The organism is Burkholderia arboris (genome assembly GCF_902499125.1).
Taxonomy (GTDB): Bacteria; Pseudomonadota; Gammaproteobacteria; order Burkholderiales; family Burkholderiaceae; genus Burkholderia; species Burkholderia arboris.
Genome location: NZ_CABVPX010000045.1, coordinates 17,361 through 32,283, shown reverse-complemented (window position 1 = coordinate 32,283; position 14,923 = coordinate 17,361). Strand labels below are relative to the sequence as shown.

Below are 14,923 nucleotides of genomic sequence, written 5' to 3'. Positions count from 1 at the left end.
ATATCGAGAGCAAGCCATGCCCCTGCAGGATGCCCGAGCGCAGCTTCCTTCCGATGAGCATTTCACGCTGTTCGGCCGTTTTGCCATCGGGCGCAAGTCCCGCCGCTTGTGGGCGGAGGGAAAAGCGCTCGCCCCCAACGAACGGGCCACCGAATTGCTGATCGCATTGATCGATGCGGGCGGCAGGATCGTCTCGATCGAACAACTGCAGCAGCATGTCTGGCCGGGTTCATCCGTGTCGGCCAATAGCGTTCAGGCGCTGGTATCGCAACTGCGCAACGTGCTGGGCGACGATCGGGACGTGATCGAGACCGTGCCGCGCCGCGGCTATCGCTTCGCCGCCGAGTGGTGCGACATTCGCGACGAGTGGGCCGGTCCCGACGGCAGGCGCGCGGCAGTCGATCCGCCGAGATGCGAATGGCACGACATGCGCGATGCCGGCAGGCACGAAGAGCGTGTCGCGGGTTTGCTCGACGATGATATCGAGCATCGGCCGTTGATCGGGCGCGATGCGGAACTCTCCGAGTTGTTGATGCTGGCGCCGAAGCATCGCCTGATTACGTTGACCAGCCCGGGCGGCAATGGAAAAACCCGGCTCGCTCGCGAGGCAGCGCTGTGCACCTCGGCATTGTTCCCCGATGGTGTCGCCTACGTCGAGCTCGCCGACCTGACACTGCCCGAACTCGTCCCGGATGTCATTGCGGCAAAAATCCTGCCCGTGTCGTCGCATGCGTCGTCGGGACCGGGCGGGCTCATCGAGCACTTGACGAATCGCCGCATGCTGCTGGTCATCGATCATTGCGATCATCTCGCGCAGGAGGTCGCCAGTCTCGTCGAGACATGGCTGAGCGTGACCGAGGTGTGCGTGATCGTATGCGCGGAAGCACCGTTGTTCATCGCCGAAGAGCGTGTGCTGCCAGTGGCGCCGCTGCGCTTCGGCGGGCGACCGGCATCCGCTGCGGCGCTCGACACGGCGGACACGCCCCTGTCGGATGCCTGCCGACTGCTCGTCGCGCAGCTCGAATCGAACGGGGGACGGCCGAGCGCCGGGCGCGTCGACGCAACGCCGGATCGCACGCGCGGCAGGCCGCTCGACGCGACGCTGGAATCGATCTCCCGCGCGTTGAGCGGCAATCCGCTTGCACTCGCGTTGGCGGCACGACAGATCGCACGCGCGGTGCGCGGTCGCACGACGCTCGACAGCGCGGCCGAGGACTGGAACGCGCGGTGGCGCCGGCTCATGCAGCATCGAACTGGAAGTCACGAGATTGCACCGGAACCGGCTACGCTGGTGTCGTCCGTGGTCGCACTGGCCTACGGCGCGCTCGACACCGCTGCGCAGCACGTATTGTGTTGCGTCAGTCTGATCGGCGGACCGTTCGACCTGGCCGACGCATGTGCCGTCTCGATCCGACCGGAAGAAACGGGCACCGGGGATACGGAAGACCGGCTGCCCGCGATCGTGGCGAACCTGATCGACGCCGGCCTGGTCGATGCAGGCCCGTCCGCCGATCCTGGCGGCCACTTCGAAGTCTCCCGGCCGGTGCGGCGATTCATCCGTGGGATCCTGACGCATCGTTTCGACCATGCAGACCTGTCCGCGCGTCATGCCAAATGGGTCGTCCGGAAAATCAGCCCGCCGTCCGGGCGGGATGGCAGGCCTGCCGATAAGCGCCGCGACAGCGCGCCGACGCTTGCCGACCTGCGACGCGCACTCGGTTTTTCAGGCAACGCCGGTTATCCGCGGATCGCCATCCAGCTGCTGCAACATTCGGGAGCGATCTGGATCGGCGCGCGTCTCGCCAGGGAATGGCTGACATGGATTCGCCGTGTGCTGGAGCACGATCTGTCGCGCCCGGTCCTCAAGATCCGCGACCACATGCTGCTGTATCTGTCCGTGGCGCAGTCCATGCAGCACGCCACGTCGACAGCGGAGGTCGTTGCATCGTGGTGGCGTGTCTATGAACTCGCCACGGCCTGCGCCGACGACGACAACCGCGTGCTCGCGCTATCGCTGTTGTTGATGCGCTCGCTCGAAGCCGGTTTCAATGACGATTCGCCCGAACTCCTGATGCAGGTGCGGGCGCGGATCTTGCACGAATGTGCCAGTTCGTCGTCACATCAGGGCTTTGCGCTGCTGCACGGTGCGCTGCTGACCTTCGATGGCCGGCACGACGAGGCCATCCGCCTGTTTGCTCCACCGGACGGACATGCGCCGCCGGTTGGCGAACGGCCCGATCGCCAGTGGCCGGAAACCGGCACGCCCGACTATGTCGCCGTGGTGTCGGACAACGCGCTGGCCATGTCGCTGTGGCTGACCGGCGCGCATACGATTGCGCATCCGCTGTTGTTGCGCGCGTTGCAGGACGCACGACACCCCTCCGATCCGATCGCGCGTTGCGCTGCCGCGATGATGGCTTGCGTCCTGTTCCTGCTGGAAGGCAACACGCAGCGTGTCGCACAGCAGGCCCGGTTGCTGCTCGATATCGCGCAACGCAACGGCTTGCAAGGCTGGACGAGCGTCGGGTGCAGTTTCCTGCAGTGGACGCACGCAATCGACGAGACACACGACGAAGCGTGCAAGCTGACTCGACTGGCGCTGGGCAATCTGGCCCGCGGTCATACGACCATCGTCGATCTGGTCGTGCTGGAACGGTTTCGCGGATTGGTGTTGAGCAAGGTGGACGTTTCGATGCTGGTTCCTCAGTTCGAGCAGATGATCGCCAATCTGTCGGCCGGCGGACGCAGGTGGTTGATGCCCGAGGCGTGGCGTGTGTATGCGGTCATCCAGCACCACGCGGGCCTGCCCGCCGAGCATGTGCACGCGGCGCTCGAGCACGCAGCGCACGAAGCCCGGCAACAACGTGCATCGCTGCTGTGGCGCCGGATCTCGGCTACCCGGGAGCAAATCGTACCGTCGCGGAAGGCGGAGGAAGGTCGCGACACAATCACCTGATTCGCGATGCGCTTGTCGTCGCGCGTGCCGACCTGGTCATTCGCCCGAATCGCTCGACCCTATGACGCTATCCATTCGAGGATCGGTGCGATGGCTTCATCCGAGTATCCGAGATTCCAGTACTGACGGCCAAGGATCGCCTCGACACGGCTGCCCACCAGCGACGGTGTCTCCATGACAGCGCCCACCAGAACTTGATCTTCAAGTCTTTGAATTGCCCAGACGTTCAAGCTGCCGGCCCCGCATAAAAGCTCGATACGCAAAGTCTCCTGCCCCGCTTCCTTTGCGTCTTTGCCATTCATCCAGGGGACAAGAGCAGCCACCTCGTCGTCTTTGAGCAGCGACGCACAAAGCTGTGCGGCCTGCCGCGGGACCACGCCGAAAACGCGCAATCGGTTCGTCTTGAATTCCATCTTGGCCTCGAACTTGCGGAGCAAAACCTTCCGCAAAAAACGATAATTGTTCTTGCCATTCAGCCAACATGCTTTCAGAACCGCGAAGATACTTGGACGCTTGCGAACCGACGTGGTGCGGCCAGCGCCTCATGCAGAGGTCGAATGACACACCTGCGGAAGTGGATGATTTTCGTGTTGATCCGCTCAACAGTCTTTCCGCACCCGGTCGCCCCGAATTCGGCAACGATCAATCCCCCCTTCAGCGCACGAAAAAATTCGTCTTTTGAGGCCCCTCCGGATACGTCGCGGGCCTCCCCTGCGGGCTGTTTTCGTCACCGGGCATGTCGTGCCGGCTGCGACGATACTTCGGAAGCCTGACGAGCACGATGGCGGAAACAACCAGCAGGACCGAATCGACCCAAAGCGGCACGCTGTACGATCCCGATCGCGCATGGAGAAACGCCATGATCATCGGGCTGAGGCCCAGGCATGCGATGAATGCGCCGAAGATCCACCCGAATACCCTGCCATACGACCGCTTTCCAAAGTAACGGGATACCAGGTATCCCAGCAGGTCGCCCTCGGTGCCGAGCGCGAAGCCTACCGCGATCGCTGAAAAAGGCGCTGCCGGGATGCCGAACGTCGCGAGTGCGGCATAGCCAGTCGCGGCGACTACCGCAATCGTGCCCAGGATATACGGACCGAAGATGCGGTCGGCGCTCCAGCCCCCGAGCAGTCGGCCCGCTATGCCGGAAATCCCGACGAGTCCGGCAATCTTCGCGGCATTGACGGTGGTCATCCCGCCATCGACCAGCATCGGCGTCAAATGCACGAGCATGCCGCCCACCGCGAGCGAGTAGCATCCGAGCCCGAGCATCAACCGCGAGAAGATCGCGCGCCGCTCGGTCGCATTGAACAGGCTGTCGTCTGGTGCAACCGCGGTCGATTTCGACGCGCGGAGTGCCGCCGGCTGCACGAGCAACAGCGCACCGAGTAACGGCAGCATGGCCGCTGTCAGCGCAGCGAGCGTCAGATACCCAGCCTGCCAGTCATGCGTGGAAATGACCGTGGCGACGAGGAGCGGCGCAAAGGTTGCAACCAGGCTCGGTCCCAGGAGGGTGATGCCGAGGGCAAGCCCTTTGGTCGCCTCGAACTGATGGACCACCAGCCGTGTGTACGCAACCGGGGCGGCCCCTGCCCCCAACGCGGCGATAGCGAGCTGGATCGCATAAAACTGCGCCAGCGAAAAGCGATGCAGCCCAAGCACCGCAAACAGGGCCGCAGCCATCACGAGCGAGCAGGCCGTGATCCTGGCCACACCGAATCGGTCCATCAGCAGCCCGGCGATGGGTGACGCAACGGCCAGCATCAGCGTGGAGAGCAATACCGCGAAGGACAGTTCGCTACGGGTCCATCCGAGATCGTTCGTCATGTACGGGAAAAAAACGCCCGATGTATAGAGGGGCAGAGAAGAAATCCCCAGCCCGCATCCGAACATGGCGACCACGACCAGTAGCCAGTTCCGCTTGAATTCGTCAAAGGTCGAGTTCATCGAGTCTCCTCCTGAATGGTGCGACGGTTCCCTTTGCGAAGCACGAAGCGCTTCCATGCAATCTGCATGACGGAACGGTCTTTCTGAGTAGGTGCCCGGCAGGCCTGGCAGTGGACCGGAACAAGGTCGTACGAAACTGCCGGGCCTGCCGGAGAACGCAGGTGCGATCGGTCCATGCCGGACGCCATTTCAACTCGCGCTGCCATCGCCCGGTCGACACGGGCGCCGACGAGGCGATAACGATCACAAATGATGGACTCCGAAACATATGTCGCAGATTTCTCATTTCATGATCGTTGCCGGATTCTTGTGCGAAATCTCGACAGCGACGATGCAATGCGCGCCGACGCCCGTCGATGCGTCCGGTCAGTCCGACGTGAAATCCGCCCCGGCAGAATACCCTTCGTCCGCAAGAACGAAACTGCCGTGCATCGCGCGCGCGGCGTCGGACACGAGGAACAGCGCGATTTGCGCGATGTCTTCCGGTGACGAGTAGGCGTTCCCGCTGGGCGTCTGATCCACGATCTCCTTGAGGACCGATGCGTACTCCGGATCCTTGCGGATATATTCGTTGATCGGCGTGGCGGTATTCCCCGGCCCGATCGCATTGATGTTGATGCCGTGTGGCGCCAGCTCGAACACCAGTGTCTTGGTCAGCATGATGACGGCTGCCTTCGTCGCGCAGTAGGCCGCAAAGGAGCCGAATCCCATGACCCCGCATACGGACGCAATGTTCACGATCTTGCCGTATTGGTTGCGCTTCATCTCCGGCACGACGGCGCTGATGGCGTTCCACGTTCCCTTGACGTTGATGTCGACGGTGTTGTTCATGTTGGTCTTGTCGTCGGACTCGATCGGTGTCGGCACGAACACGCCCGCGCAATTCACGAGAATGTCGATCCGGCCGAAATCCGCGACGATCTCCTTCGCCAGTTGCGTCATCGCATCCGCATCGCGAACATCCGCGGCATAGCCTTTCGCCCTGCCCTCCGCGGCGCCCAGCGTCCTCGCGACGGCCACGGCTTTCTCGACGCTGCTCGACGCCACGACGGCGACGATCGCGCCTTCTTGCGACAAGGCTCGGGCGACCGCTTCGCCGATGCCTTGAGACCCGCCCGTCACGAGCGCTACCTTTCCCTTCAGTTTCATCAACCTACTCCTGTTCAGGATAACAAAATGTTGATCAGACGATCGATCTGCGCCGATGCACCGGACTCAGGCCAGTGCCGGGTATCGGGCCCGCGCGCTTGCCTGATCGACACCGAGCTTCTCGGCCAGCCAGTCGCAGACAAATTCCTGACCGAGCGTCGGATTGTCGATCTGGCAATGCGCCGCGCCGGTTTCTTCCGGATAAAAAAGCTTGAGTTCGGCGTTTACACCGCTCTTTTTCGCATAGTCGTAGGTATCGGTCGCCGTCTCGAGGCCGAGCCAGTCCTCGGTTCCCTGCAGGACGAGATACGGCACGCTGATGTTGTCGATGACGCCGCTCAACGAGAACACTTTGGCCCGCTGAACCACCGCTTCCGGTGTCGGGCATCCGAAGACCCATTTCAGGTGGCCCCAGATCAGCTTGTCGGGGAAGTCGAGCCACTCGGCGAACAGCGACGACATGTCGAACATCACCGAATCCGACACCACGGCAGCGATCCGCTTCTCGGCCGCTGCGGCCAGCGCCGCGTAGACACCCCCGACGCTGGCACCGTACAGCCCGATCCGGGTCGAATCGACGTCTGCACGCGTCAGCAAATAGTCGACACATGCACCGACCGGGACCTGCGTATCCGGGCGGTTGACGATTTTCTGCCTGCGCAGCGTTCCGCCTTGTCCGGGCAGATCGACCAGCAGCAACGACATGCCGCGGGGAAGCGCGTGCTTGGGCATCTCGTGAAGGAGTTCGTCCTTGTACTCGTCGAGCCCGCCGAAAGCGATTACGACCGGCGAACGAACGTCGCTGCCTGCACACGGGATGAAATAGGCATCCAGGTGCGCCCCGTTCTCGTACGGAACCTTGACGACTTCGCCGGCAGGCGTGAGACCCGCCAGATAACGCTTCGAGCAGCGCTCCACGCTTTCGAAGGTGTCGGTGCGTCGCGGGTCGTCATGCCCGAGATAGAACTCCGACGAACGATAGTAGTTGGCCGCGCGCAGCCAGTTGCTGCTCGCCGTACGAAAGCGCTTCAATTCAAACGCCTCGTTCGCACGGGTCTCGCTCGTCCGTGCGAGGGCTTGCCATTCGCGATACCAGCTCTCGGTATCGCCCGGCGCCATCCGCGATGCCGCGAGAAAGCACTCGCTGATCAGGCTGGCCCCTTCCTGCGCGGCACCCAGCGTGCGCGCAAACTGAAAACTCAGCTCGGGCTGCCCCGGCCATTGAACCCAGCCATTCTTCTCGTAACGACCGGGTGCTACGTTCTTCGCATCCATCTTCTGTCTCTCTCCATGATTGATTTGACTAACCCAGATACGACCAACCGTCTTCATTGATTCTGTTTCTTGCGGGTCGCTTGCCGACGGTGCCGACACCTGCGACCGGTATCCCCTTGAACTGGCGCCCCGAGACCCTTTCACCCCTCAGGCATCCGCTGGCGCTTCGCGAGGGTCACGCCTGAATTTACGGATACGTAAATTTCGATTCATGATAGCGGGTCTGTTATCACATATCAAGATGATGTTCCGTTGGCGCCCCGGAAGCGTCGGCGGTGCCGGCTCCGGGCGGTGGCTGCCGTCCCTGTTGACCGGATTGCCGCCGTCCGGGCGCCGAACGTGGAACCCGGAATATCAGGCGAGCGAGCGCGTTACGTCTGACAAAACCGCTTCGAGGTTCGTCATGAACAGATCGACGTGGTCCGGTTGAAAAATCAGTTGCGGTCTCAACTTGAGAACGTTTCCGTACGGCCCGGTGGCACTGATCAGGATGCCTTTCCTGCGCATGCCATTCACCACCTTCGGCGTGTCGTCGCTCAATGGCGCTTGGGATTGCCGGTCCTTCACGAGTTCGACCCCGAGGAAGAAACCTGCGCCACGAATGTCCCCGATCAGCGGGCACGCGTCCTGAAGCTCGAGCAGCTTCGACCGGAAATAGTGTCCCGTGCTTTGCACGTTGAGCATCAGCCCTTCGTCCCGGATCGCATTCAGTACCGCAAGGCCCGCAGCGCTTGCCACCGGATTGCCGCCAAACGTGTTGAAGTATCGGGTCCGGCTGGCGAACGCGTCGATCAGCGGCGTCCGTGCGACGATGCCGGCAACCGGATACCCGTTTCCCATCGGCTTCCCGAGCGTGACGATGTCCGGAACGACACCGTGGCGCTCGAAACCCCACATCGCGGATCCGGTACGGCCAAAGCCGGCTTGAACTTCATCGGCGATGAAAATTCCGCCCTCGCGACGGATCAGATCGACCGCCGGGCCCAGAAAGCCGGCCGGATCGCCGAAAATGCCGTCGCTGCTGAAAATCGTGTCGACGATCAGCGCGGCGGGCTGAATACCGTGCCGCCTCATGTCGGCGACCGCCGCGGCAACGCTTTCGGCAAACGCGGAAGCGACTTGCCCGGCCGAGTAGGTCCGGTAGGTGTCGGGGGCCGGGACGGTGCGCACATGCTGGCCGAGCGGTACGCCTGCGCCGAACGACGGAGAGATCTCGGCGATCGAGCTGGTGACGCCGTGATACGCCAGCTTCGTCACGATGATGCCCGTTCCGTTCGTTGCCGCACGTGCAACGCGCAACGCAAGATCGTTCGCCTCGCTGCCGGTGCAGGTAAACATCACCTTGTCGAGCGCCGCCGGAAACAGCGCGAGCAGGCGATCCGAATACTCGAGAATCCGCTCTTCCACATAGCGGGTATGCGTCGCCAGCACGGCCATCTGGCTGGAGATCGCCGCCACGACGCCGGGATGCGCATGCCCGACCGACGGCACGTTGTTGTACACGTCCAGGTAGCGCTTTCCGTCCACATCGACAATCCACACCCCCTCGGCGCTTTTGGCATGGACGGGTTCATCGTAGAACAGGCGATAAGCCGGGCCGAGATTGTTCTGGCGACGCGCAATCGAATCGGTTGTATCCATTGAACTTCTCACGATAGGGTTGAGGCTAACCGCGAAGATCGCGAATGGCCTGGAAACGTGTGTTCGCCTGTGCATCGGAGATCCGCGCCAGGCGCTTCAGACCGATCCATGCATTGGCGTTGTTTCGCAAAATGTAGGCGCTGTTCGACGGATGCAGCGACGCGCGCCATTCCGTGATGGCGACGGTCATGACCAGTCGCGCGAGGATCAGCGGAAAGAGTGCGTGAAGCTCCACCGTGTCCAGCGGCATCTCGCCGTGGTAGGCAGCCACCAGTTCGACAACGGGCGCCAGCGGATCGTCGGCGTCCGCGATGAAATACGAAGCCGCGGTCGCCAGGTCGTTGATCAACGGGGCCTTGACGATATCCCCGAAATCGATGACGCCGGACACGCCGTGGGTCGCAGGATCGACCAGCACGTTGTACGGATTCAGGTCATTGTGGATGTACTGTTCCCGTAGCGCACCCGACAGCGGTTCGATGCCCGCTTGAAAGCGCTCGAAGGACTCGATGGCCAATCGCTGCCGATCCGGACCGTCGATGTATTCCAGCAGCCCCCTGACCCGGTCCATGCGCTTCAGATCCCACAGCAGGTCGCGATCGGGCGCCGGGTACGCGAAATCGGCAAGGGCACGTCCGATCCTGGCGTGCGTTTGCCCGATCGAGCGCCGGCAGAATCGGTCGACCTCGATCTGGTGCAGCGGCGTTCCCTGAAGGAAACTGAACAATCGCACGGGCGCCATCCGGCCGTCATGGAGGCAAAACCAGCCGGCGTCGGCCCCGGTGTTGGTCGACAACACCGTGGGAACCGGAATCGACGAGTCGGTCGCCTCGATGTGACGCAGGGCCTTCGTGACGAGTTCCGTCACCTGCGCAAGCTCGGACGGGTGCGTAATTTTGAGCACGTACCGGCGCGCTTCCGCGTCCTCCACCAGGTAATTGAGATCGCGCTCGCCGGTGAGTCTCCTGAGCGAACGCGGTTCGATCGAATAAACGGCGCGCACGATGTCGCAAGCCACCTCGTCATGCACGGCCGGCATGGCTTCGGTCATCGTCTTGTCGAAGGCGTAGCCGGCGTCGGTTCCCCGGCTCATTTCCGGACCTCGACAGCCACCCCGCCACTGGCATCCGCATGAACGTCGACGCCGTAGACCGACAACGCGCGCTCACGCGAAATCCAGCGCTCGCGCACGTCGTCGATCACGGCCGCGACGGCTCGGGTTTTCGGTACCCCGTATCCTCCACCGCCCGCGCATACCGAGCGGATGGTCTCGCCCGGAACCAGATCGACATGTCCCGCCACGGGAATGTCATGGCACTGCCCGTCCTTGTCGATCAGAACCTGCGACGTCGCGCCGCCCGCACCGCCGCCGCGGGCGCCCTGGGCCGGATTGACGGAACCATCCGCGACATACGCAACCGTCATCTTGCCGGACAGCGGGCCGAATTCGGTCACGAGGCTCGACGCGCCGCGATACTGCCCCGCGCCCTCGCTGTCGATCACGAATTGCCGTCTGGTCACGATCACCGGCATGCGCAATTCGTCCAGCTCCACGCTGTCGAGCAGGCATTGGCCGCCGTTGCCGGCATGCAGCATCAATTGCCACGCGTCGGCGCGCGGCCCGGCGCCGCCGCCGGTGAAACCCAGAAACACCTGATTGACATACGCATCCCCGGTGTCTCCGCGCACCCCGGAGAGCACGCCGACCGACGGCGGCTGGAACGGACCGCATTCGGCGGCGCCAATGCTCGCGGAGATGTCCGCCATCGCGACCTGAACCGGGCCCGTGACACGGTCCGCGAGGTTCGTCGTCGCGACCGAACATGAGGTCGGATGACGCGGCACACCGACGACGCATCCTTCACGCAGCTGGACATCGATGCGGCGGAACGCGCCGGCATTCTTTGGAATCGTCGCGTCGATACTGTTGAAAATGCCGATCATCGCGGCGGTCCGCGCGCAGGACTCCGACAGATTGAGCCCGCACGGGTAGCAATCGTCGTTGTCGGTCAGATCGACGTGGACACGGGCGTCGTCAGGATCGATCCGGACCGTCACCTTGACGGTGATCCCGTCGGGCGGCGTGCCCGGGATCGGATCGTGCGTCGACGAGCGCTCCGCACTGGCGCGCGGCAGCTGGCGCAGCGCGGCGATCATGCGCTCTTCGCTGTAGTCGAGGTAATCCTTCGTCAGGGCCTCGAGTGCGTCCCACCCAAGATCCTGTCCCAACGCAAGCAGTTCCTGCTCGCCGATGCGAACGGACCCGAGCATCGCGAGAAAATCCCCCCGCCATTGCTCCGGCACGCGAATCCGCAGTTCGCACATGCGGATCACGTCGGAGACACGTTCATACTGTCGTTGCACCTGGACGCACGGGAAAATCAGCGCGCCCTCTTCATACACGTCGCGCGCAGTCCCCATGTAGGTCGTCGGCTGGGAATTGCCGCAATCCGCCTGGTGCGCCTTGACCAGGATGGTGAACCGGTGCTTGCCGTCGCCGTCGAACACGGGCGCGAGCAGCGTATGGTCCGCAGGATGCGAGCACCCGTGATACGGCGAGTTGTGGAGGAACACATCCCCCGGCAGAAAGCCCGGGTGCAGTTCCTTCATCGACTTCGACATCAGGTCCGGCCCGGACAGCACGTGAATGGGCAGGCTCTCGGCCGCCGCGACGAGTTCGTCGTCGGCGGACACGATGCAGCAGGAAAAATCACGTGCAATGTTGAGCACGCCTGAGCGGCCGGTTCGGGCCAGCGTATTCGACATCTTTCTGGCAATGCCCTGGAGCCGGTTGTTGACGAGCGCCAGCTTGACGCCGTCGCGGCGGCCTTTGGTCGTGTTTTCAGTCATGGTCCGTGGTCCTCTCATTCAACGTCGGTCATCACCAGGCTTCCGGACGGCGTCCGGCTTGCCTCGGCGCCAGGCGGCACCACGATGGTCGTAAAGGGGGATTCGACGATGGCAGGTCCGCTGATGCGGTGTTGCACGCCGATGTCGCCGAGCCGGTGCACCGCCGTATCGATGTAGCCGGTATCCGGGAAATACGCGCGGCGGACCCGCACCGCCGGCTCGCCCGCGCTATCGCCGGCATGGCCGACGCATGGCTCGGATGCACCGCGCACCCGCACGGAAACCGTTGCACACCAGCCGACGATCTCGACCGGCGACGTGTCGTCCTGGATGCCGAAAAGCTCCTCGTGCGCACGATGGAAAGCGGCTTCGAACACCTTGATGCCGTCAGCGTGCGTAAAGACGTCCGGGGTAACGGGCACCTCGATTTCCCAGACCTGATCCGGGTAGCGCGCCTCGACCAGGAACTCGGTCGCGCCTTCGGTCCCGGCTTGATCGAGGAATCGCCGGCAGTCGCCGTTCAGGTCTTCGAGCACGTGTCCCGCGCCGGAAAAATCGAAGCGATCGGTCCGCGTGAAGAACGTGCGGCGATACTGCGCGGTGAGGTCGGACATCAATGCGCCGCACGCCGATAGCGCGGCGCCCAGTTGCGGAATGAGCAGGCTCTTTGCGCCGAGGCGCCGGGCGATCCACGCAGAGTTGAGCCCTGCTGCGCCGCCCCCGCCGATCAGGACCGCGTCCTTCGGATCGACGCCTTGATTGACGGTGATCGTTTCGATCGCCTGGACCATGTTTTCCGTTGCGATCTGGATGATCGCGCTGGCCGCTTCCTCGACGGTTCTGCCGAGCGGTTCCGCGACATGCGCCCGGATCGCCTTCACCGACGCATCGACATTCAGCTTGCGCCGCCCGCCAAGGAAGAAGTCGGGATCGAGATAACCCAGGGCCACGCAGGCGTCGGTGACGGTCGGAAGATCGCCGCCGTTGTCGTAGGCGGCCGGGCCGGGTTCGGCCCCCGCACTTTGCGGGCCGACATGCAGCATCCCGCCATCGTCCACCCACGCGATCGAACCGCCGCCCGCACCGACACTCTTGATGTCGACCGACGGAAACCCCGTAATGTGCGATCCGCTCGGCGATTCGATGTGCGTCTCGCGCGTCACCGGAATTCTGCCCCGTCTCACCAGGCTCACGTCATACGTGGTGCCGCCCGTATCCGCGACGATGGCGAATTCGCTGGGCTCGTCGACCGACGCGAAATAGCGGCCGGAAATGGGTGCCATCGCCGGCCCCGAATTGAGCATCTGGATCGGCATTGCCGCGGCGTCGGCGATGTCCAGGATGCCGCCCCGGGAAGTCAGCACGAGCAACCGCCCCTTGAGCCCTGCCTCGCGCAGGAAGTGTCGCAACCCTTCCAGGTGCTTGATCATGGAAGGCTTCAGGGACGCGTCGATCGCCGTTGCGGACGCGCGCCGATACTCGCGGATCGTCGGCGACACACGGTGCGAAAGCGACACGGGAACCGACGGCAGATGGGCCGCGAGCAGTTCGCCGATCCGCTCCTCGTGGCGGTGGTTGACGTTCGACCAAAGCAGGCACACGGCGACGGCTTCGATCCGGGCGGCCTTCATCTCCTCGATCGAGGCCAGCAACTTCGCTTCATCCAGCGGCGTGCCGACCGAGCCATCCGCGAGCATGCGCTCGGCGACCTGCCAGGTGAGCGACCGTGGAATATAGGGGGCCGGCGTCGACAGCGAATAATCGAATACGTCGGGCCGTCCGCCCTCCCTGAGCACCAGGATGTCCGGGTGGCCTTCCGTCGTGAGAAAGGCAGTTCGGGCCGTCCGCCCGGTCACGACTGCGTTCAGCGCGTGCGTCGTGCCATAGATGAACATGCTGGTGCGCGCCAACAACTGTTCCACCGTGAAACCGCCGTCCTGCGCCGCCACCTGCAGCGCGGCATGCACCCCTTCCAATGGCTTGCCAGGCGTCGTCGGCGCCTTTGCCATTCTCAGTTGACCGTCGTCGTATTCGACGATCAGGTCCGTGAAAGTACCTCCAGTGTCGACAGCGATTCTCATGGCTCCATCCACTTAAATGAGCAGGCTCGATTCCAGTCCGGCGCTTTGCAGCGCACCTCTTTTGTTATCTGTGATAACAGATAACAAATCATAGGCTCAGGTCTCCGAAAGCGCAAGCCGAAACCTGCCGCCCAGCCGGAGCCGGGCCGCGGTTCATCCACGCGCCGCCGCAACGGGCACGGGCCGGGCGGCGCGATCGGCGCCAGATCTGCGTGATAAAATATCTGGCATCACGCATCACGAACGAGGATTCGTATGAACGACAAGAAGGTGGCGGAAATCCGCGATTTGCCTGCATCCGAGCGTGGCGTCGCCAAGGCGGATCGCCCCGGCCTTCTTGAACCTGTCGAGCGCGAGACCCTGTATGACAAGGTCTATCGACAGTTGAGCCAGGCACTGCGGCAAGGTCAGTTCGAGATGGGCCAGTCGTTGACCCTGCGGTACCTCGCCGGCACGCTCGGCGTGAGCATGATGCCGGTGCGGGATGCCGTCTCCAGACTGGTGAGCGAAGGTGCGCTGGAAACCTTGCCGAACCGGCAGGTTCGCGTGCCGCTGCTCACGCTCGGTCAGTATCAGGCGTTGATCGAGGCGCGCGTCGCGGCGGAAGGGTATGCCGCCTATCTCTCCGCCAAGCGGATCGGCGGCGATGCGCTGCGGGATGTCAAGGCCGCCAACACCCGGCTCAAGGCTGCAGCGAAGAAGCGCGATCATCCGACCGTCATGGAGGCGAACCAGGCCTTCCACTTCGGCATCTATCGCGGTGCGGAATCGCCTGCGTTGCTGCAGATCATCGAAAATCTCTGGCAGCAGAGCGGCCCGTATCTGTCGAGCATCGAACGTGCGATGACCGCCAGTCCCGCCAAACGCGGACACGATTTCGGCGCGGCGCAACATGACCGAATCATCGCGGCGCTGGAGAGTGGCGATGGCGATACGGCGCGGGCAACCCTGGTTGAAGACATCGAAACCTTTGGTGCGATTTACCTGGACATCTTGCGGCACGATCACGCGTGAGCATCCAGCC

Annotated in this window: 10 protein-coding genes; 2 read left to right on the top strand and 8 right to left on the bottom strand. The window is 63.4% G+C overall.

Annotated features, from left to right (window positions below; all coding sequences use genetic code 11):
- Nucleotides 1-16: 16 nt before the first annotated feature.
- Complete coding sequence (locus BLA15945_RS34700; RefSeq protein WP_174994482.1) at nucleotides 17-2,956, top strand: ATP-binding protein; 2,940 nt, start codon at nucleotides 17-19, stop codon at nucleotides 2,954-2,956.
- Between the two features lie 59 nt (nucleotides 2,957-3,015).
- Here the strand turns inward: BLA15945_RS34700 and BLA15945_RS34695 are convergent, their stop codons facing one another.
- From BLA15945_RS34695 to BLA15945_RS34660, 8 genes are all read right to left on the bottom strand, one after another.
- Nucleotides 3,016-3,369: a hypothetical protein gene (locus tag BLA15945_RS34695; protein WP_155627333.1), complete on the bottom strand. Its 354-nt coding sequence runs from the start codon at nucleotides 3,367-3,369 to the stop codon at nucleotides 3,016-3,018.
- A 241-nt stretch (nucleotides 3,370-3,610) separates the two neighbouring features.
- Nucleotides 3,611-4,903 (bottom strand): MFS transporter, encoded by a 1,293-nt coding sequence (locus BLA15945_RS34690; protein ID WP_174994481.1) that lies wholly within the window; start codon nucleotides 4,901-4,903, stop codon nucleotides 3,611-3,613.
- Between the two features lie 366 nt (nucleotides 4,904-5,269).
- Complete coding sequence (locus BLA15945_RS34685; protein WP_059241542.1) at nucleotides 5,270-6,052, bottom strand: SDR family NAD(P)-dependent oxidoreductase; 783 nt, start codon at nucleotides 6,050-6,052, stop codon at nucleotides 5,270-5,272.
- Nucleotides 6,053-6,118: 66 nt separating this feature from the next.
- Nucleotides 6,119-7,327 carry an alpha/beta hydrolase family protein gene (locus tag BLA15945_RS34680; protein WP_174994480.1) on the bottom strand — a complete coding sequence of 403 codons (1,209 nt, stop codon included), beginning with the start codon at nucleotides 7,325-7,327 and terminating at the stop codon, nucleotides 6,119-6,121.
- Nucleotides 7,328-7,681: 354 nt separating this feature from the next.
- Nucleotides 7,682-8,968, bottom strand: a complete 1,287-nt coding sequence (locus BLA15945_RS34675) for an aspartate aminotransferase family protein (RefSeq protein ID WP_174994479.1) — start codon at nucleotides 8,966-8,968, stop codon at nucleotides 7,682-7,684.
- Between the two features lie 25 nt (nucleotides 8,969-8,993).
- Nucleotides 8,994-10,061 (bottom strand): phosphotransferase, encoded by a 1,068-nt coding sequence (locus BLA15945_RS34670; RefSeq protein WP_174994478.1) that lies wholly within the window; start codon nucleotides 10,059-10,061, stop codon nucleotides 8,994-8,996.
- Entirely contained in the window at nucleotides 10,058-11,818 is a 1,761-nt protein-coding gene (locus BLA15945_RS34665) for a hydantoinase B/oxoprolinase family protein (protein ID WP_059241534.1), read from the bottom strand. The genes BLA15945_RS34670 and BLA15945_RS34665 overlap by 4 nt, the downstream gene beginning before the upstream one ends.
- 14 nt (nucleotides 11,819-11,832) lie before the next feature.
- A complete protein-coding gene (locus BLA15945_RS34660; protein WP_174994477.1) occupies nucleotides 11,833-13,899 on the bottom strand; it encodes a hydantoinase/oxoprolinase family protein in 2,067 nt (688 codons plus the stop codon).
- Nucleotides 13,900-14,154: 255 nt separating this feature from the next.
- On the opposite strand from BLA15945_RS34660, the gene BLA15945_RS34655 reads away from it, so the two are divergent.
- Nucleotides 14,155-14,913 carry a GntR family transcriptional regulator gene (locus tag BLA15945_RS34655; protein WP_059241530.1) on the top strand — a complete coding sequence of 253 codons (759 nt, stop codon included), beginning with the start codon at nucleotides 14,155-14,157 and terminating at the stop codon, nucleotides 14,911-14,913.
- The last annotated feature ends 10 nt before the right edge of the window (nucleotides 14,914-14,923 follow it).

Excerpts from the sequence above, each read along its gene's own strand:
- BLA15945_RS34690 (WP_174994481.1), bottom strand. The coding sequence starts at position 4,903 with ATGAACTCGACCTTTGACGAATTCAAGCGGAACTGGCTACTGGTCGTG.
- BLA15945_RS34680 (WP_174994480.1), bottom strand. The coding sequence starts at position 7,327 with ATGGATGCGAAGAACGTAGCACCCGGTCGTTACGAGAAGAATGGCTGG.
- BLA15945_RS34700 (WP_174994482.1), top strand. The coding sequence starts at position 17 with ATGCCCCTGCAGGATGCCCGAGCGCAGCTTCCTTCCGATGAGCATTTC.
- BLA15945_RS34655 (WP_059241530.1), top strand. The coding sequence starts at position 14,155 with ATGAACGACAAGAAGGTGGCGGAAATCCGCGATTTGCCTGCATCCGAG.
- BLA15945_RS34695 (WP_155627333.1), bottom strand. The coding sequence starts at position 3,369 with ATGGAATTCAAGACGAACCGATTGCGCGTTTTCGGCGTGGTCCCGCGG.
- BLA15945_RS34685 (WP_059241542.1), bottom strand. The coding sequence starts at position 6,052 with ATGAAACTGAAGGGAAAGGTAGCGCTCGTGACGGGCGGGTCTCAAGGC.
- BLA15945_RS34660 (WP_174994477.1), bottom strand. The coding sequence starts at position 13,899 with ATGAGAATCGCTGTCGACACTGGAGGTACTTTCACGGACCTGATCGTC.
- BLA15945_RS34665 (WP_059241534.1), bottom strand. The coding sequence starts at position 11,818 with ATGACTGAAAACACGACCAAAGGCCGCCGCGACGGCGTCAAGCTGGCG.
- BLA15945_RS34670 (WP_174994478.1), bottom strand. The coding sequence starts at position 10,061 with ATGAGCCGGGGAACCGACGCCGGCTACGCCTTCGACAAGACGATGACC.
- BLA15945_RS34675 (WP_174994479.1), bottom strand. The coding sequence starts at position 8,968 with ATGGATACAACCGATTCGATTGCGCGTCGCCAGAACAATCTCGGCCCG.